Annotated in this window: 20 protein-coding genes; 18 read left to right on the top strand and 2 right to left on the bottom strand. The window is 38.7% G+C overall.

The window, feature by feature from the left end:
* The first annotated feature begins 115 nt into the window (after window positions 1-115).
* Complete coding sequence (locus DDE80_RS15750; protein ID WP_108307219.1) at window positions 116-661, top strand: pentapeptide repeat-containing protein; 546 nt, start codon at window positions 116-118, stop codon at window positions 659-661.
* A 1052-nt stretch (window positions 662-1713) separates the two neighbouring features.
* Window positions 1714-3222: a primase C-terminal domain-containing protein gene (locus DDE80_RS08400; RefSeq protein WP_108307218.1), complete on the top strand. Its 1509-nt coding sequence runs from the start codon at window positions 1714-1716 to the stop codon at window positions 3220-3222.
* Between the two features lie 309 nt (window positions 3223-3531).
* Here DDE80_RS08400 and DDE80_RS08395 read toward each other — a convergent pair whose 3' ends face one another.
* Both DDE80_RS08395 and DDE80_RS08390 read right to left on the bottom strand, forming a co-directional pair.
* Entirely contained in the window at window positions 3532-3753 is a 222-nt protein-coding gene (locus DDE80_RS08395) for a hypothetical protein (RefSeq protein WP_108307217.1), read from the bottom strand.
* Window positions 3743-3943: a hypothetical protein gene (locus DDE80_RS08390; RefSeq protein ID WP_108307216.1), complete on the bottom strand. Its 201-nt coding sequence runs from the start codon at window positions 3941-3943 to the stop codon at window positions 3743-3745. The genes DDE80_RS08395 and DDE80_RS08390 overlap by 11 nt, the downstream gene beginning before the upstream one ends.
* Before the next feature lie 225 nt (window positions 3944-4168).
* Here DDE80_RS08390 and mobQ point away from each other — a divergent pair, with 225 nt between their 5' ends.
* The 16 genes from mobQ to DDE80_RS08310 all read left to right on the top strand — a co-directional run bounded on the left by mobQ (window position 4169) and on the right by DDE80_RS08310 (window position 17990).
* Complete coding sequence (gene mobQ / locus DDE80_RS08385; RefSeq protein WP_108307215.1) at window positions 4169-6124, top strand: MobQ family relaxase; 1956 nt, start codon at window positions 4169-4171, stop codon at window positions 6122-6124.
* A gap of 269 nt (window positions 6125-6393) precedes the next feature.
* Window positions 6394-6723, top strand: coding sequence for a CagC family type IV secretion system protein (locus DDE80_RS08380; protein ID WP_108307214.1), 330 nt, complete (start codon window positions 6394-6396; stop codon window positions 6721-6723).
* 65 nt (window positions 6724-6788) lie between these two features.
* Window positions 6789-7121 (top strand): conjugal transfer protein, encoded by a 333-nt coding sequence (locus tag DDE80_RS08375; RefSeq protein ID WP_108307213.1) that lies wholly within the window; start codon window positions 6789-6791, stop codon window positions 7119-7121.
* A gap of 15 nt (window positions 7122-7136) precedes the next feature.
* Complete coding sequence (gene trsD / locus DDE80_RS08370; RefSeq protein WP_108307212.1) at window positions 7137-7796, top strand: TrsD/TraD family conjugative transfer protein; 660 nt, start codon at window positions 7137-7139, stop codon at window positions 7794-7796.
* An 11-nt stretch (window positions 7797-7807) separates the two neighbouring features.
* The gene (locus tag DDE80_RS08365) at window positions 7808-9748 is read left to right on the top strand and encodes a VirB4 family type IV secretion system protein (RefSeq protein ID WP_235612304.1); all 1941 of its coding nucleotides are present in this window, start codon (window positions 7808-7810) and stop codon (window positions 9746-9748) included.
* A 149-nt stretch (window positions 9749-9897) separates the two neighbouring features.
* A complete protein-coding gene (locus tag DDE80_RS08360) occupies window positions 9898-11229 on the top strand; it encodes a type VII secretion protein EssB/YukC (RefSeq protein ID WP_161952300.1) in 1332 nt (443 codons plus the stop codon).
* A 3-nt stretch (window positions 11230-11232) separates the two neighbouring features.
* Entirely contained in the window at window positions 11233-12249 is a 1017-nt protein-coding gene (locus DDE80_RS08355; RefSeq protein ID WP_108307209.1) for a bifunctional lytic transglycosylase/C40 family peptidase, read from the top strand.
* Window positions 12246-12800: a hypothetical protein gene (locus tag DDE80_RS08350; RefSeq protein WP_108307208.1), complete on the top strand. Its 555-nt coding sequence runs from the start codon at window positions 12246-12248 to the stop codon at window positions 12798-12800. The genes DDE80_RS08355 and DDE80_RS08350 overlap by 4 nt, the downstream gene beginning before the upstream one ends.
* Entirely contained in the window at window positions 12797-13234 is a 438-nt protein-coding gene (locus tag DDE80_RS08345; RefSeq protein WP_108307207.1) for a hypothetical protein, read from the top strand. The genes DDE80_RS08350 and DDE80_RS08345 overlap by 4 nt, the downstream gene beginning before the upstream one ends.
* The gene (locus DDE80_RS08340) at window positions 13200-14723 is read left to right on the top strand and encodes a VirD4-like conjugal transfer protein, CD1115 family (RefSeq protein WP_108307206.1); all 1524 of its coding nucleotides are present in this window, start codon (window positions 13200-13202) and stop codon (window positions 14721-14723) included. Before DDE80_RS08345 ends, DDE80_RS08340 begins: the two co-directional genes overlap by 35 nt.
* A 2-nt stretch (window positions 14724-14725) precedes the next feature.
* A complete protein-coding gene (locus DDE80_RS08335; protein ID WP_108307205.1) occupies window positions 14726-15562 on the top strand; it encodes a conjugal transfer protein TrbL family protein in 837 nt (278 codons plus the stop codon).
* A gap of 72 nt (window positions 15563-15634) precedes the next feature.
* The gene (locus DDE80_RS08330) at window positions 15635-15976 is read left to right on the top strand and encodes a hypothetical protein (protein ID WP_153060885.1); all 342 of its coding nucleotides are present in this window, start codon (window positions 15635-15637) and stop codon (window positions 15974-15976) included.
* A 54-nt stretch (window positions 15977-16030) separates the two neighbouring features.
* Window positions 16031-16213, top strand: a complete 183-nt coding sequence (locus tag DDE80_RS08325) for a hypothetical protein (protein WP_108307203.1) — start codon at window positions 16031-16033, stop codon at window positions 16211-16213.
* Window positions 16213-17556 (top strand): ArdC-like ssDNA-binding domain-containing protein, encoded by a 1344-nt coding sequence (locus DDE80_RS08320; protein WP_108307202.1) that lies wholly within the window; start codon window positions 16213-16215, stop codon window positions 17554-17556. The genes DDE80_RS08325 and DDE80_RS08320 overlap by 1 nt, the downstream gene beginning before the upstream one ends.
* The gene (locus DDE80_RS08315; protein ID WP_108307201.1) at window positions 17546-17758 is read left to right on the top strand and encodes a hypothetical protein; all 213 of its coding nucleotides are present in this window, start codon (window positions 17546-17548) and stop codon (window positions 17756-17758) included. Before DDE80_RS08320 ends, DDE80_RS08315 begins: the two co-directional genes overlap by 11 nt.
* 25 nt (window positions 17759-17783) lie before the next feature.
* Window positions 17784-17990 (top strand): protein rep, encoded by a 207-nt coding sequence (locus DDE80_RS08310; RefSeq protein ID WP_108307200.1) that lies wholly within the window; start codon window positions 17784-17786, stop codon window positions 17988-17990.
* Window positions 17991-18229 lie beyond the last annotated feature (239 nt).

The following is an 18229-nucleotide window of genomic DNA, read 5'->3' as shown; positions in this document are numbered from 1 at the left end:
TAGTTCCACGACTGTTTGTTTAAATTCTTGGTTATAACGTTTTTGATTCATTTTTCGGACACGACCTTTCGTTAATTCAATTGTATTGACTTAACCAAGTTGTGTCCATAAATCTATACTACATCTATATACAGCCTCCAATATAACTTTATGTAATTATAGAAATGCTAAATTTATTGGAGTAGACTTTATAAATACTAATCTTAAAAAAAGTAAGTTTAAAAATGCATATTTTGAAAATGTGATTTTTTATGCTACTAATCTAAAAGGTACAGATTTCTTAAATGCTACTTTTAAAAATGTCTATTTTATAAATACTAACCTTTCAGAGACAAAAAATATTGATATATCAAATCCAAATATACATATACTTAAAGGGCATCCCTCTGTAGAAACAAGTACTAAGTTGGTTACATCAATAATGCAACTAATGACTAAGTCTAAGTTTTCAAAACACTTTGTATTAACTACAAAAAATTCAAATGGAAAGAAGCTAAATTTATGGATTATTTATTTGCTCTTACAATCTTTTAATCAAGATGAACTAATTAAAGGTTTTAATCGGCTTTATTCAAATAATAATAAAGGATCCAACAGAAATATGTACACATTCTATAGTTACCTAGAATTTCTTTCTAAATACTTGAAAAAGATGATATAATGGTTTTGTCCCGCCCTGGATTTGCGAAAGCGATGAAATGCCAAGGAAGAAATGGGGACCGTCACAATTGGCTGGTATTCAGGAAGGAGTGGTGTCTATGTCAACTAATATTGGTGAGTTTTTGACAATCTTAGGTTTCGTAGTAAGTTTTCTTTCACTAGTGGTTTTGATTTTTCCAAAACTGGACCTTCCTCGATTACTCGGGGTAAAACGTTAAAGGTAATTAAATAGAATTCCTTCAAGTTGCAAAGTTGATTATGACAATTAATTTTATAAAATATAGTAAGTAGAGCCTGTCTAGAGTTTTATCATCTAGATAGGCTTTTATATTTTTCTTAATTATGACATTATTACCTAGATGAATATCTTCTTTCTAAATTTTTTTTAAGAACCAAAGATTATAACGTAAGTAGAAAAGTGGAAATTTCCACTTTTGCGAATAAGTTCATTTTGTAACACAAGTAGAATTTTCTACTTGTGTTATTTCTACTTTTAGATATAAATAGCTGAGAATCGCATATTAATAGGCTTTGAAGCGTCCAAAAAAAACAGAAAAAAATCCATATTTTACGCATAAGTAGAAATTTCTACTTATCAAAGGTAGAAATCAAGTTCACTTTCTCGCATAAGTGGAAAAGTAGAAATTTCCACCTGAAAGCCACTAATGGCGCGCCGAATCTAGCTTTACATTGTTTCTTGAGGATGCTATAGTTAGACGCATAAAAAAGAAAAAGCCATTCCCATTACTGGGAACAGCTTCTTCACAACTTTTTCGGTACAATTATTAACTCTGACATCAATAATTGAACAACTTTCAATTCAAATAACAAACTAAACTAAAAATGAATTAAAACTGAATTAAAATTGAATACGTCCGTTCTATATGCATATAAAAAGCATTGTGCGCCAACACAATACTACCGCATATAAAACTATTGACTTTAGTATAGCAAGACGATTTTTAAATTTCAATCGTTTTGTGCTTATTTACTATACCTATGTCTTAATTTGACAGTCATTGACGTATTCTCTTATGAAGGGAGAGGACCGCAATGACTGTTTTTTTGTCGTCTTTGCCAGCAGTGTATGATGTGCTATTGCATCAAGGCATTGCTACTTATAAAAAGAAAAATTCAAAAGCGAGCTTGCCACAACGCATTGCTGCAGAACGTGTAGAAAAAACGACACGTCAGGGCGGTATTTTTGTGGTGCGCCAAAAGGAAGATTTTACGCCAACTGGTGTCAAGGGCTTTATTGTTACCTCCAAAGAAGGGTTACTGCAACAGGCTAACCACTTAACGCACTGGACACCGAATGTCTATCGTAATTACCATTACACGGACGCAAAGCGCTCTTATATTTGTGGCTTTGAAGAAAAGCATCTTCAGCAAATTAATACCTTCGTTGTTGATATTGATACACAGCAATATACGCCGCAAGATATCATAATGACCAGCCTAGAAGAAGGCATTGGCGTGCCGACTTTAATTGTGGCATCAACACGAGGTTACCAGGTGTATTATGCGCTAGAACAACCGCTATTTATTTCTAATAAAAATGACTTCCGCAGTTTAACGGTCGCTAAACGTATTGCCGATAATTTAAAGCGCAGTTTACAACAGGTAGCTGCCGATACTTACTGTAATGATTTTGGCTTTTTCCGCATTCCTAATGAACATAATATTGTGTTTTGTCAGTTAGAGCAGCGCTACCGCATTGCAGATTTAATTGATTGGTCTATGCGTCAAGATGATGACGTACAGCGACCGTTATTTGTAGTGCCAACAAAGCAACAAGACGTAGCACTTACAAAAACAGCTTGGTTTAAAGCACTTTTACATACAACAAAACTTAAAGGGCAAAAAGGCATTTTAGGGCGAAACAATACGATGTTTACGCTCGCTTTAGCATGCTTTAGCGATGGTCTAGAAAAAGCACGTGCAGAAGATTTACTCGATCAGTTAAATTACGATCAATCTCAACCACTTAGCACAGCAGAAATTGATACCATTTTAACTTCAGCTTACTCAGGAAAATACCGTGGTCCGAAGCAAGAATATATCCGAGCTTTGTTAGTTGAGCACGTACCAAACGGCCAAACGATTCCGATTGAGCTTGGCAATCGTTATTGGTACAAATTTAAAAAGCCTCGTGAAGAACGTAAGCGTAGTCATTATGACGAATGGGAAGCTGACATCATCGCCTATATCACAACGCAAAAACAGCCATCAGAGCCGTTTATTTGGCGTACTCAAAAGGAGTTATGCGAAGCAGTAGGCATTTCGCAGAGTTCTTTAAATGCCTTATTACAAACATCAACCAAACTTATGAAGACCGTAACAGGTAAGGGGCGTGCAGCTAAAACAGGTTGGACAACTGTTCAATTATTTCTTGAAACGATTATGACTGTGCAACAACAAACGAAAAAAGCGTATCGCAAGTATATTACGTTATTAATAGAAGACTGGGTAGCCATCTTAGCGCCTATTGCGGGGTACGAAAAATGCGTAACAGCAGTGTACAATTATCAAGAGAACGTGTTATTAAAAGATACTAGTTAATTAATACTCCAATCTGCCATACATATTTCTTTTCTATGCCTATTTCTATTCGTAATGATGTTCTATCCATTGGTAGACGATTATATGAATGGAGGCATTATATTTTATGAAAAAGATATTTTTTAAGTTCTACAAAGAGGTTGTTATTACTTATGGTGATTTTACTTATTCTAAAAAGAACACTAAAATAATTAAATTTCCTACTTTTCTTATTAAAATCTTTGTATTTTTAGTTGGATTTTTTTTAACATTATTATTGTAGAAGACAAAACGTAAGACACCCATTTAGTTTTGTGTCTTACGTCATTGTTATTTTGTTCTGTTTTTAACGAAGTTAGCATAAGTAGCAAGGAGCTTTTCAGTTTCTTCAACAGAGAGGTCGTAAGCGTTGAAGTACTTTTCTAACAGAGCTCCTTTTTGAATGAGGCGTCGCGTACGTGCTCGTCTTTTAGCATTATCTTTTAGGCGATTAATATCAAGTTCTAATTGGTGTTTTTCGGCAAGCAGCTGTTGCATGGTTTTAATGGTCATGATAATCCTCATAGAGCGTAGTTAATGTCAGTACAATTTGATCGAGCGCTTCTTTGTTGAGGTCTTCGTATTTGAGATTAAGTTTGCTAATGAGTTGTTTGCCGAAATAGTGGTCGAGGGCTTCTTGGCTATCACGAATCTGTTGCTTCAGTTGTTCCATGCGGGCGAGTTTCTTTTTAATATCGTTCATAGACATAAACTCCTTTTCATGAAATTTATGAAGTGAGTACCTTCATTAGAGCAAGGAGACAGACAGATGTAAAGCGAGATAACTTGAGAAATGGACATCCCTTAAGGGCGCACTTATACACCATGTGCTACGCAATGGTGTCGTGCTTCAAGACGAGTTCTTAGAAGTAGCCATAGAGGGGTTTTGCCTTTATACTAAAGCCAAAAATTAAAGGGAAGGGTGCCTGTGGCAATTTATCATTTCTCGATGCAAGTCATTTCAAGAGGGAAAGGTCAGTCTGTGGTAGCGAGTGCTGCTTATCGTAGTGGTGAGAAGTTATTTAATGAGCGCTATGATAAGGTAAGTCACTATCAAAATCGTGAGGTTAAACCTGAAACGTTTATTTTAAAACCGTCGCATGCGCCAGCGTGGTGTTTAGAGCGTGTACGCCTTTGGAATGAAGTAGAGCATATTGAGAAAGCGAAAAATGCCCAGCTTGCTCGGGAGTTTAATGTTGCTTTACCCATTGAGTTAACGAACGAAGAGCAACGTGCATTACTTGTTAATTTTGTCGACAAGACGTTTGTGGCAGAAGGTATGGTAGCAGACATAGCTATTCATAGAGATGATCCGCAAAACCCACATGCGCATGTATTATTAACGATTCGTCCGTTTAATGAAGATGGCAGTTGGGGTGCGAAAGCTAAGAAGGAGTACTTACTTGATGATGAAGGCAATTTCACTTATACCAAAAGTGGCGCAAAGCGTTCTCGTAAAATTACAACGACTAACTGGGATGATAAAGAGACGCTTGCACGTTGGCGGAGTGCTTGGGCGTTTTATGCCAATCAACATTTGCGGCTAGCAGGTCATAGTGTGACCATTAGTGAAAAATCAAATGAAGCGCTAGGCAAGATAGAGGAGCCTTCTATACATGAAGGTTTTACCGCACGAAAACTAGCTAAGCAAGGTGAATTTTCAGATCGGGTAGCCATCAATGAAGAAATTAAAGCGCGTAATAAAGCGCATGTAAAGCTTGATGAAGTGAACCAACGTCTTGAGCGTATTACTAAGCATGAACGGCGATTTACTGCGCTCACACCAGCAGAACGTACGGAGTTAAAACAACTGGCCAAAGTGTTACGGATGTATATTGTCGTTGATACATTAGAGGATAAGAAAAAAATCTTAGCTCGTTGGCGTAGTAAGCTTGATGTACAAGAAGAATTTGAAACAGTCGAACCTAAAGTATGGGCAAGTTTACAACAGCAAGAACAAGCGCATAAGCAGGCAACAGCACTACTTACAAATGAAGCAAAACGGATTATGACAACACACTATGGTAATAGTTTAAATAGTGACTATTTAAATCGTATGGTAGTTTCAGAAATGTCTCGTTTAGGGCGTCCTTTAAACGAACAAGAACTGCGTACATTTTGCGAGGCGCATCGTGAGGAAGAATTGATTGAGGAACTTGAAAAAATCACGCAGCAACCACTTATTACAGCTACGACAGCACGAGAGCGTTTAACGGAGTTACAACGAGATCCCCTAGCGAATGCTGAAGAGAAAAAGCTATTGGCTTTAGCGTTAAAATTATTCGATGACTATTATGATGAACAATTGGAGAAGGTGCTACCTTCGTTTAATAAAAAGCGTACGCCTTTACAAGAAAAAGAGTGGCTTGTGGCAGCTATTCATTATTACGGTAAGCCGATGCTTAGCGAGCTTCTAACAACGAAAAGTGCGGTGCCCCTTACAAAGTATAGCCCAGCCGAATTGCAACTCGTAAAAGGCTATTTACAAAGCGAACGAACGTATTTTTTAGCCCAACAACGAGGTAGTAGTGACGGTGCTGAAGAAGTGTTTGCTTTTACACAAAAGATGCCAGAGCGTTTAGTGAAAGATGTGCAACATCCTCGCTACCAAAGTTTTGTTTTAAGCGAGTGTCTTGCTCACGGCATTTTAACAACAGATGAAGTAATGACACTAGCCAGTGCACTGCGAGCTCATAACGAACAAGGCGAAACGGTTTATTTTAATGAAAGCTACGGAGGAAAATTATATCCTATGGCACCGCCAACGCAACTTCTAAATCAGTTATTACGTGGACAAAATTTGACGCAAATCTTATCGGATTTGGAGCAACAAGAAAAAATAAAACAACAGCTGCAAAAACAAATTAAACGAAAAAAACGATAGCTAAAATTTGGTTATTTTGCATGAAGTATTTCGTAAACGTTAGACGAATTTGTGGTTGTATCATGTAACATTATTATCAATTTTCTAAATATTACATCTTTTATATGGAAAATAAAAACTGAACTTTATAGAATAAGAATATAAAGTTGGAAATGCTGATAGATGGTTAGTTGGGTCAAGCAGTCGGTGGTGTAGAAGTGAGTGCATCGATTGTGGACGTAAACTAATTCGTTTATCAGCATTTTTTATTAGAGAAAGAGGGAGTGTGTATGAAAGCAAAGCGTTTCGTTTTTCTTATTATGTGTAGTGCTATTTTACTTGTTATTGTGAGTGAGCCTGTGCAAGTGTTTGCAGCAGCAGGTCAGGTTCAAACGAAGTTAATAAATGCGGCCAATGTCGTCAAAGGAATTTTAACTGCACTTGTTGTATTAGTTGGCATTTGTGCGGCGCTATTTATCATCATTAAACGGATGCCTTCAGCTGATGATCCTCACGAAAAAAATGAAGTATTTAAAAGTGTAGGGCGTGTTTGTGCACTCGTTGGTTTAGCGGCAGCTGTGATTTGGTTACTGCCTTGGATGTACTCTTTATTCACATAAATGCAAAAGTAGAATTTTACACTTTTGCAAAGAAGATTTTTCTACTTCTGATAGAAGGTGATAGTATGGCGGATTATAAGGGTAAGAAGTTTATTTATCCTGAGAATGTAGAGTCCAGTTATGGTGTTTTTCTTGGTATTACGTTAAAAGAATTGTTAGTGATTATTTTACCTATTAGTGCAATTGGTGTGATGTTACTCGCTTTACCTCCACGTAATGTGTGGTTGATGTTAGTGAAGTTTACGCTACTTATTTTAGTACTTGTAGTTGTCGTTGCTTTTTTAGCATCACGTCCCGTAGCGAGCCGCAAAAATATTCGGTACCAAACGATACTGAAATTAAAAGGAGCTTATGCTAAACGCCAAAAGCGATTTTTTATAGCTGAGAAGAAGAAATAAGGTAGGTGAGGTGAGTTGAAGAAATGGTTTAGTAAAAAACAGCAAGAGGATTTTTATAGCTTCGATTTTACGCCTACACCTCTTGCGAAAGGGCAGTCGAGCTTACAAGAGATGTCGCTTATTCAAGCGCAGTACCAAGATTATTTTGTGACAAAGCGAGGCTATTTAGTCGCCCTCATTCAAACGAGTGGTATTAACCTTGATTTACTCACAGCTACGGAACAAGCCGATGCCTTTGACGAGTACAATGCGTTTTTAATGGCAATGCTCGGTGATGTTGATGGCGAGGTGCATCAGTATTTAGATATTACGATGCCTGTATATTTACAAGAATACATTTTGTTTTGGCAACAACGTTATTTGCAAGAACAAGAAAAGCCTACACCTAATGAGGCGAAGCTAAGTTTACTTGCGAGTTATATTGATTACTACAGTACGCTAGCGAGTACAAGCGAAATGACGACGAAGCAACATATTGTCGTACTGCATACTAAAATTGCAAAGCGCACGTACCCAGCATTAGAGCAAGCAGCTCATCAATTAGAAGAAAAGGTTAGCTCTTTTATTCGGCAATTGGAGGCGGCTTTGGTGACGTATGATATGACAGCGAACCAGTTAACCGCAAGAGAGAGCCGAGCAATTTTACAGCATCTGCTTAATTTTTCTCAACACTAGGAGGGATGAGGATGAAATGGTTACAACAACCACCTACAACCGCAAGTGAAGTAGATTTATTTGATGTGTTAGATAAGACAGGGCTTGATAGTATTTATCCCTTTGTGTGGGAAGAGTACCCTGATCATATCCAGTCCGGTGACAATTATATTCGGGTATTAGCGATTGTAGATTACCCTAAAAGCCGTTACGGTAACTGGTTATCTGAACTCAAGCGTAAGAAGGGTAATATTTCGATTGTGCAGTTTTTAGCTTCATCCAATGCTACTAAAATGGTGGAGCACTACAATAAAACGATTAAAAATAAGCAAGCCGAATTATTAAAAACGTTTGACCCTTTACGTAAGCGCCAAATTGAAAAACAAATTGAAGCAGCAGAGCTTCAGTTAAATAAGTACCTTGAAAACGAATCGAGCTACATTTACCAGTACACCTATATTTACTTGCAGGCGGCATCATTAGAAGAACTCAATATTTTAAGCGACTCCATGCATAATACGCTTATTAAGCTTCAACTGAAAAGTATGACACCTATTAAAGCGATGTATCAAACCTTTTGGAGTGCAATGCCTATTTTAGAAAATTTACTAGAGGAGTACACGTATAAGCAGTCTAATACCGAGGCAGCAAGCAGTATGTTTCCTTTTGATGATGCGGAGATTTTACAGCTAAATCCACGTAGTGATGTTGAGGGCATAAACAAGGATACAGGCAGCTTAATAGCCATTGATTACTTGGACCGAAAAAACACACTTAACCAAAACATGGTAGTAATTGGTACAAGTGGTGTTGGTAAAACAACCTACTTAGTGCAAAAAATCTTACGCTATTTCGCACGTGGCGTAAAAGTTTACATTATTGACCCAGAGGATGAGTATTCAGCGATTGTAGAGTATCTAGGCGGAACGGTAGTTCACCTTAGCAGTAATGCCACAACTAAAATTAATCCGCTCGAAATTTACTCCGAACAAATTATTGATGATGGACAACCTGTAGTAATGGAGATGGTCATTAAGGACAAAATACAACGTATTTTAGGTTTCTTTCAAGTATTGAAAAGTGATATTACACAAGTAGAGAAGGCGATTTTAGATACCGTATTGTACAACGTCTATGAGAAATATGGTGTCCTTGCACATGGACATTTTAGCGAATTAAAAAGTGAAAGTTATCCGACACTAAAGGAAGTTTATGATGAAATCGAACAGCTACGGACAACCGACAAAGAGCGCTTTTTACGTATTGAAGATTTTCACTATATTTTAGAGAGTTATGTGAAGGGCAGTAAAACGATTTTTACAGGGCACACTAATATTAATTTAACAGCTGATTTAGTGTCTTTTGATTTAAAGGCTTTGCAAAATGAAATTGAAGTGCAAAGTGCTGCGTATTTAAATACCTTTAGCTATTTATGGGACAACATTACGCAAAATAAAACGGAGAATATTAAGCTATTTGTCGATGAGTTTCACTTTTTAACATCCAACCCTGATGCTGCGAGCTTTTTCTTTCAGGCATATAAACGTTTTCGAAAATATAATGCAGGTGCAATTGCAGGCACACAACAAATCCAAGATGTGTTAGAAGGTACGATGCAAGGTGGGCGTAATGTAGGCGAAGCGATTGTAGGTAACAGTTATACGAAAGTATTTTTTGGCTTAGATAATAAAGGCGTCGATGATATTGTGCAAAAGTTGCGTATGAATTTTAGTGATAAGGAGCGTAAATTGTTAGAGCGCAGAAAGCAAGGTGAGGCACTTATTATTCATGGCACCCAGCGAGCTTTTATGAATGTGCAACTGACAGAGGAAGAATTACGTTTAAAAGATCCCGTTCGTTATGAGGAAGTATACGGTGCATCTGCAACAACTGTACCAATGTATAGTGAACGAATTGTAATGACAGAGATGGAGCGTCAGGAGGCGCTTAACTTCAACTTCTCGCAAAAGTAGATATTTCTTCTTTTGATAAGTAGATAATTATACTTGTGTTAAGAAGAATTTTCTACTTATGTAATGGTGTGAAGTGTTGATTTAAAAGGCTTTTAATATGTTATAAACAAAAGTGGAAATTTCCACTTCGTTGAAAGTAGGTGATGGCTATGACGCTCAAGCTTTACAACCTCCCATTTGGTAGCGTCACGATTAATGAACAAGAAGTGGTTGTTACTGTTGCAAAGAAAGAATTTACTCATACAGATTTTCATTATCCGCACGTTGAGATGACTCATATTTTACCCATGACACAACAGCAAGAGCATGAGCAGAGCATTCATTTTCATTACGAAAAGCCGCCTTCTGTACGTTCTATGATGAAAGTAAAAGATGAGGATCAGCTGGTGAAAATGGGGTTGGTAAAAGCAATTTTAGAAGAAGCTGTAGCCCAAAAAATTACTCATTATGTGAGCTTGCATCCTGCCACGTTACTCTATCGCCCGATGTTTACGGTGTACTATAGTTACCTCGCAACAGAAGGTATGCCTTATGAGCCAGAGGAAATGCTAACACGTTATAAGGCGTTGGCGCTCTTTATTTTAACACCGCAAAGCTATGATACATGTTTAACCAAACTTACGATGTTACCTGAGCGTAAACAGCCCTTTCTTGCTTCATTAATTGATGCGGATAGCTTAGGTGAGATGCATCGTTTAGCCGCAGAAGCTTACGATTATATGAGTTTTCGGCAAATCGAACAAGTACAACGGGAACGTAAACGTACAAGACGAAATTGGCTACTCATTAGTGCCTTGCTTATTGTAGTAGCGCTCGCTGCTGTAAGTTACGTTAAACAGCAAGCTAATGAGCAACAAGCGCAAGCTGTAGCTACGATCGAGCAAGACTATAAGGAGAAAGAATTAGCAAAGCAAGCTGATACGGCATTTGAAAGTGGGGACTATGATAAGGCAACAAAGGTTTATTTGCAGTTGGGTGAAAGTGAGGCGCAAATTGCCGAGCGCTTAATAGCAAAAGAAGCGTATCAACAAGCATTAGATGTCTTTCCTAAAAGCTTAGAGCAAGTTATTGAAGCATTAACCGAGCGTGAGCAACTCGCTCAACTTTTAACACTAACCATTGACGAAAAGCATGAAGAACTTGCCCAGCAACTGACAACCGAAAAAGCCATCGTAGCCTTTGATACAACCAAAATGATGGCAGACTTACCTTTTGTGATGAATGAGCCAACGTTAGAACGAATGGCCAAACAGTATTTAGCCCAAAAAGATATTTCGGGGGCGAAGGAAGTGCAGCGTAAAACGCAAAGTGAAGCACTCGCAAAGGAAATTGAACAGAAGGAAGCACGCATTGCATTAAAAGAAGCGAAGGCAAATTACCATGCGACCGAGCAAAGCGATGCCACTAACAAACAAGAGTTACTACAAATTCAACGTACCAAAATTAAAGAACTGGAGGAGAAACTTAAAGAGGGGGAGTAGCTTATGCAGCTATTACTCGCAAAGCTCCTGATGACAAAAGGAGGGCGGACGCTATTAAGCATTGTGGTTGTGGTAGTAATGCTGTTTTTTCTAATGATAGCGTCTTTACTACTTACCGAACAAAAGTCACCTAGCTTTATGCCAGGTAGTAATGTTTCAGCCGCAGTCCTTCGTTATCAAGCGCAAATCCAACACGAACTTGAAAAGTATCAGCTAGGTGAACATTTAGCGCTAGTTCTTGCGATTACGATGCAAGAAAGTGGCGGTAATACGAGCCTTGATGTGATGCAGTCGAGTGAGAGTATTGGGCTGCCACCTAATACGATTACAGACCCCATTCGTTCGATTGAAATTGGCGTGAAGCATTTTCATAACGTTATTACCTTAGCAGAGCAAAAGAAAGTTGATATTAATGCCGCAGTGCAAAGTTATAACTACGGTACGGGCTACTTAGATTTTGTGGCGGCAAATGGTGGCAAACATAGCGATGCGCTGGCGAAACAGTTTTCGTTAATGGAAGCGAGTAAACTCGGTTGGGCAAGTTATGGTGATCCGTTATATGTCGCTCATGTGATGCGTTATGTTGGTGCTGAAAATGGCGCTGTTGCCAAAATGAATGGCAGCTACAAAGTGATTTACGATGAAATGATGAAATACCAAGGCTACCCTTACGTATTTGGTGGGGCACATCCACAAACGTCCTTCGATTGTTCGGGCTTAATGCAGTGGGCGTATGCCAAAGCAGGCATTCAGTTACCACGTACAGCCCAACAACAATACAATGTGTCGCAAAAAATTGGCTTAGACCAGTTACAGCCAGGGGACTTTGTCTTTTTTACTGGCACATATGATGCAGGTGAACCTGTAAGTCATATCGGGATGTATGTAGGGCAAGGCAAAATGTACAACGCTAATGGTCAAGGGGTGGTGTTTACGGATTTAGCCGATAGCTATTGGCAAGCGCATTTATATGGCTACGGACGAGTAGCGAATTTTTCTGCAGGGGGTGAGGCAAAGTGAAACATTATATTAGTTACGGCTTATTGGGTATTGCGCTCATTGTATTAGGAGCAACGCTTTATGTTGTGCAGCAAGACAAAACAAAGCTTGAGCACAAGTTAACGAAAACAGAACAACAGCTAACGACACTATCAGCAACTCTCGAAGAAGAAAAGCAAGTGGCAGGGCTACAAGTAAAAGGGGCAGAGGTTACATTCGTACAAGATTTCTTTCATACGTATTTAACCTATGACAATGCATCGTATACAGGTCGCTTTGACGCACTTTCTACAATGGCGAGCGCTGAAGTGATAAGTCGATTAAAAGGTGCATCTTCACTCGCCCCTCCTGTTGTCAAAATGAAAAACGAGCTTGAAAAAGTACAACTTTATTTAGATCCGACAACGCCACATCATTTTTTAGTGTATACCACAACGAATTATTATATTGATGGTTCGCTTGTGAATCATGGCAATCAATTGTATGAAGTGGAGGTTAGTAAGGATAGCGACCAGTACCGCATTGAGCGCTTTATTATGAAGGGCAATATGACGGAGGTGGACGGAGTATGAAACGACTGATTTTTGGCTTACTCGGCTTTGTTGTTGTAGAAGTGCTCATCATTATTGTTGTTACGGCTTTTATGACGTTTGCCGACTTAAAAGAAGCGACTACAGGTGAAGCAATTGTAGAAGCGCTACTTGTGTTTGTTCAACATCCCATTATACAGCTAAAGGCGCTTATGAATCCGTTATTTATTTTCCTAACAGGTGCTAATGCGCTATATATGATTTGGCTACAGTTCACAGCAAAAGCAAAAAATACAGGATGGCGAGTACATGAGGCGAACGCTTATCACGGCTCGGCACGTTGGGGTAAGCCACGAGAAATTGTAGATGACAATCACTTTTTACAAGCAGAGCGTGAGGTACAGCAAGCATTTTTCGCATCGCTAAAGGAGGCGAAGGACAATGGAGGGCATGATACTCGGGCTTTATCAAAATAAGGTATTGATTCAGGCGAACAGCGCTAAACCCAATCGTAATATTATGGTCGTAGGTGGGCCAGGTAGTTATAAAACGCAGTCCTTCGTTATTACCAACGTCCTTTACGAAACCAACAATAGCCTTATCATTACAGACCCGAAAGCTGAAGTGTACGAAAAGACCGCAGCCATTAAGGAAAAGCAGGGTTATGAAGTGCACGTTATTAACTTTATGAATATGAGTACCAGTGACCGCCATAACCCACTGGATTACGTACGCAAGGAAACACAAGCGACTACTGTTGCGACTAAGATGGTTGATAGCGCCAATAAAGACGGCAAAAGAGACGTATGGTATTACTCACAGCGTGCACTGTTAAAAGCGTTAATCCTCTATGCCATTTATGAATTAGAACCGAAAAAACGTAATATGCGAGGGCTGCTTGAATTTCTTCAAACCTTTGATACCGATGATTCCAAAGGTGAAAGTGAATTAGATAAGCAGTTTTTATTACTTGAATTTACACACCCTGCAAGACGAGCCTATGAACTAGGTTATAAGAAAGCAAAGCAAGAAATGCAAGGCAGTATTATTGTTTCCATGCTGACAACGATTTCGGATTATGTGGATAGCGAGGTAGCCGAGTTTACAAGCTTTAGTGATTTTCATTTAACGGATATTGGACAACGTAAGATTATGCTATATGTCATTATTCCGCTTATGGATCAGTCGTGGCAAGGCTTAATCAACTTATTTTTTAGCCAACTCTTTAATGAGCTTTATGACTTTGCGAGTTTGCATCATGCAAAGCTACCACGCCCTGTCACGATGATTTTAGATGAGTTTCCGAATCTCGGTAAATTTGAAAACTACGAAGAATTTTTAGCTACATGCCGAGGCTATGATATTGGCGTTACGACGATTGTACAAACGATAACCCAATTACAAGACCGTTACGGTGAAAAGAAGGCAGAGTCGATTTTGGGGAATTGTGCGACGAAGATTTGTTTGAACGCTGCTAATCGAAGCACCGCTAATTATTTTAAAGATTTACTCGATAAGGCAACGGTTAAAGTGGAAACGGAATCCGCCTCTAAACAACATGGGCGTGATAGTACCTCAAGTAGTCAAAGCGAAAGTGAAAGTTATACGGCACGTGATTTGATGACGGCAGGCGAGATTATGCAGATGGCAAGTGATGAGAGTATTATCCTTTTTGCTAATAAACCACCCATTCGAGCGAAAAAAGCATTTCAATTTAAGCTATTCCCTGACGTCACTACAACGTATCAAATTAATCAAGCAGATTACCGAGCTACACCTTCAGCTAGCCAACTTGACCGCCTTGCGACTGCACAACAGCTATTTGAACAAGAAGCACAAGCCAAAGAAACGGCACGTAAAGAGCGCCTGTTTGAAGAACAAACACCAACCTTTGACGATGATTTTGAAGACTTTCATGGCTTTGAATTTATTGACCAACAAGTAGCTGAGGAAGGAGGAGACTAGGCATGATTAATATTAAGGAAAGCATTATGAATATGCTGAACGAATGGCTGGAAGAAATTTTGACCGCTGTTTTTAAGTTTCTCGTTGAGGTGCTATTTAGTCATGAAGCATTGAGTGGTTTGTTTTTAGATGTTTACGGCATTTTTGCGGTACTCGGTGGCGTACTACTCGTAGCGATTGTATTATTTCGCATTGTAACTGCCTTAATGAGTGAGGCGGGCGGGCAAGAAAGCAATGTTGCAGACATTATTATTAGCGCCTTAAAAGCGAGTGTTATGGTCTTTTTATTGCCAGTCATCTTGTATTTTGTAGTAAGCGAAATGCTTTATCCCTTAATGGATTATATGTTTCATGACATTGCCGACAGCTCCTCCGACTTAGTATCAAATATGCTAGCGACTTCGTTTGTAACAGGTGTATTTCCTGCAGGTTCGATGGCAGCGATTTTATTAATGCTATTTCTAGTGATTGTGTTTTTGTTTTTCACAATCAAAGTTTGTGTATATCACGTAGATTTAGTGATTTTAGAAATCTTTAGCGTTTTTGCGGCAGTAACGATTGCGACAGAGAATTATGATTTTAGTGAAATATGGTGGCGTGAGTTTTTAAGCCAAATTGTGAGTATCACGACGCAAGTATTATTAATGGCAGCGATTGTGTACTTACTTGCGAATTTAAACAGTTGGTATGAATTTATGTTGATTATCGGTAGTGGCATTTTAATTATTCGTGGGCCAAGCGTTTTACGCTCGATGTGGTATTCGAGTGGAGCCGCACGAGGTGGCTTATCTGTTGGTAAAACAACAACTCGTTTAGCCATGATGAAGTTATTGCGTTAGTACTTCTTTTCATAAGTAGAATTATCTACTTATGAAAAGAAGAAAATTCTACTTATGAAAGGTAGTGAAGTTATGAAAAAGCTTAGTGTACTTTGGCTACTCTTACTATTGGTTGGCTGTGGCAGTGCTAGCAGTAGCTTAGAAGGTGAATGGTTGGGCACAGATAAAAATGGTGGTGGCGGTAGAGTGACATTTAATGAAGACCACAGCGTGCTAGTTGAAATGGGCTTACTTAACACCTCGTATCAATGGGATGTTGAAGACGATATTTTACTTTTAAAACGTAATGACAAAGTAGCGTACAAATATAAAATTGATCAGCAAAATAAAGACAATATTACCCTGCAAGAGTTAGATGAAGAAGGCAAGGTTGGCGAGGGTAATGATATTCAGCTTAATAGAAAACAAAAGTAGAAATTTACACTTATGCGAAGTAGAAAATTCTACTTATGAAGAGGAGTGAGTGAGATGTATCGAAAAGAAGAAATCATGTATAGCGAATTGCCGATTGTAAATACCAAATACGATTATTTATTAATAGATGAAGTGCCTAATTTATTGGATTATGTGATTGCTGCGTATTTTGAAGTAGAGGGTGAGGACGGTCAAGATTACTACGTTCCCCTTTATACAAAAAGAGGTGAGCGCTAATGCCAGACGATTATGTTGCGATGTTGACGGATAAAGTACAGGAGCAATTGCTACAGTTTGCGAACGAGGAAGACTTTAAGCAGTATTTACGTTTTTTACCGAATATGAGCCAGTATTCTTTAGAGAATCAGTTACTCATTTATACGCAAAATCCGAATGCTCGGCATTTAGCAGGTTTTCAAGCGTGGAAACAACAAGGACGTGCGGTGACGAGAGGTGAACGTGCCATTCGTATACGTGCGCCAATCTTTGAACCACGTGAAGTGCGAGATACAACTAAACAAGCAAATGCGGAAGCGAAGGTTGTGCCGTTTTTAGTCGGCTATAAATGGGTCAGCGTTTTTGATATTGCACAGACAACAGGACCTGAAGTAAAACGAGCGAACGATTTTGTGAATTCACATTTTACTTCGAACGAACAGGCAGCCATGTTATATGGCCGCCTAAAAGATTATTTAAACGAGATGACACCACTCACCATTACGAGCCAAGCATACACGCTAGCCGAAAGCCGAGGATATTATGTGCGGGGTGACGAGCGCATTGTCATTAATGAGGCGGAGCCAAGTGGTGTCGCCAAGCTCAAAACGTTATTCCATGAGTATGCCCATGCACAAATGCATCATACCAATAGTGCTTATACCAGCTTGCCGCGTGGTCACAAAGAAGCGCAGGCTGAAGCCGTAGCTTATAGTATGATGACGCACCTTGGATTTGATACGAGTGCGTACTCGCTTGGTTATATTGCTACGTGGGCAAAGTCACCTGAGACGATGAAACAAGCGCTGAAAGAAATCCGTGAAACCTTACAACAAACCATTACGATTGTAGATCGGCTCACTTACCCTCGTCTTTCGCAAAATCTCGCACAAAAGGTTAACGAAACGAGCCAGTCATACAGTGTATTGCTTTCACAAGCGCAACTACGTGTGTATTTGCCAGCCATTGTAGAATTGCATAACGTAACCGCAATCGAAGCGTATGACCGTACTACGAATAGTATTGCTTTATTAAAATATCACCCTGTAGCCAAAATGCTTTTTGATGACCAAGGTATGCTAGTGAAAACAGACCGTTTAGAGCAGCGTAATGTGCTACTGCTCAATGTGCTGGATACTACTAACCAAGCTAAGAAACACTTTAAGCGTTTCAATGAACAGTTTACGCTACAAGACGGAAACGATGGTGTTAAGCTAACGCATAATGACACAGGTACTGTCATTGCAACGTATGCAGATTTGGCCGAAGGAAAACATAAAGTAAACCAATTGATGACGCAGGAAGGTGTGTTGAAAGGGAGAGAGATGGGGGTTAATATAGAGAGTAGAAGTATTGAGCAATAAATACATTGATGTTGAGCGCTCACTAATGCGCTTTTGCGTATTAGTGGCTTGTGAAAAAAGATTATGTGTATGTGCAACAAGTGGAACCGAAGAAAAAACACTAGATTTTGTGGAACTGGAAGACGAAATGAAAAAGACGATTGCTGAACAGAATGCTATTTTTGAAGTATCCAGTGAAAGATACGGATATGATTCGATGTAATTAAGCGAATCCTGAGAATATACAAATGGTGAAAGATTTAGAGAATGCTCTTTCCTACAAAAAATTAATTTCTTATGGTGGTTTGCTGAAAGAAATGCATAAGAAATTAAATTTAGATGATGTTGAAGATGGCGATTTGATAAAAGTAAATGATGAAAAAGAAGATGAAGGCTATACAGTTACAGCAATGTGGAATTGGAATAGGCAAAATTATTATATAAAAAATGATTAATAAAGAGGTCATGAAAAATGAAGATTAGCAGACAAGCAGAATCCGAAATCCCCGAATTTACTAGCCACGAATTAGCCCGTGAATATTTTAAAAATAAGTACGGTAATCATTTTGTGATGATGAGTTCTGAGGTCATTGGCGATTAAAAGGTTTACTTTTATAGTTTGATATTTGACAGAAAAGCTTTTGAAAATGGACAAAAGCAAATGCTGAAAGATAGTTTCATGGTCGATGCGTTG

Source organism: Metalysinibacillus jejuensis (assembly GCF_003057615.1).
Lineage (GTDB): Bacteria > Bacillota > Bacilli > Bacillales_A > Planococcaceae > Metalysinibacillus > Metalysinibacillus jejuensis.
This window is presented reverse-complemented; position numbering and strand designations above follow the sequence as displayed.

Coding starts and splice junctions, on each gene's coding strand:
- DDE80_RS08390 (WP_108307216.1), bottom strand. CDS start 3,943: ATGAACGATATTAAAAAGAAACTCGCCCGCATGGAACAACTGAAGCAA.
- DDE80_RS08330 (WP_153060885.1), top strand. CDS start 15,635: ATGAAAAAGCTTAGTGTACTTTGGCTACTCTTACTATTGGTTGGCTGT.
- DDE80_RS08355 (WP_108307209.1), top strand. CDS start 11,233: ATGCAGCTATTACTCGCAAAGCTCCTGATGACAAAAGGAGGGCGGACG.
- DDE80_RS08375 (WP_108307213.1), top strand. CDS start 6,789: ATGGCGGATTATAAGGGTAAGAAGTTTATTTATCCTGAGAATGTAGAG.
- DDE80_RS08325 (WP_108307203.1), top strand. CDS start 16,031: ATGTATCGAAAAGAAGAAATCATGTATAGCGAATTGCCGATTGTAAAT.
- DDE80_RS08400 (WP_108307218.1), top strand. CDS start 1,714: ATGACTGTTTTTTTGTCGTCTTTGCCAGCAGTGTATGATGTGCTATTG.
- DDE80_RS08395 (WP_108307217.1), bottom strand. CDS start 3,753: ATGACCATTAAAACCATGCAACAGCTGCTTGCCGAAAAACACCAATTA.
- DDE80_RS08310 (WP_108307200.1), top strand. CDS start 17,784: ATGGTGAAAGATTTAGAGAATGCTCTTTCCTACAAAAAATTAATTTCT.
- DDE80_RS08345 (WP_108307207.1), top strand. CDS start 12,797: ATGAAACGACTGATTTTTGGCTTACTCGGCTTTGTTGTTGTAGAAGTG.
- DDE80_RS08320 (WP_108307202.1), top strand. CDS start 16,213: ATGCCAGACGATTATGTTGCGATGTTGACGGATAAAGTACAGGAGCAA.
- DDE80_RS08340 (WP_108307206.1), top strand. CDS start 13,200: ATGGAGGGCATGATACTCGGGCTTTATCAAAATAAGGTATTGATTCAG.
- DDE80_RS08335 (WP_108307205.1), top strand. CDS start 14,726: ATGATTAATATTAAGGAAAGCATTATGAATATGCTGAACGAATGGCTG.
- DDE80_RS08365 (WP_235612304.1), top strand. CDS start 7,808: ATGAAATGGTTACAACAACCACCTACAACCGCAAGTGAAGTAGATTTA.
- DDE80_RS08380 (WP_108307214.1), top strand. CDS start 6,394: ATGAAAGCAAAGCGTTTCGTTTTTCTTATTATGTGTAGTGCTATTTTA.
- DDE80_RS08360 (WP_161952300.1), top strand. CDS start 9,898: ATGACGCTCAAGCTTTACAACCTCCCATTTGGTAGCGTCACGATTAAT.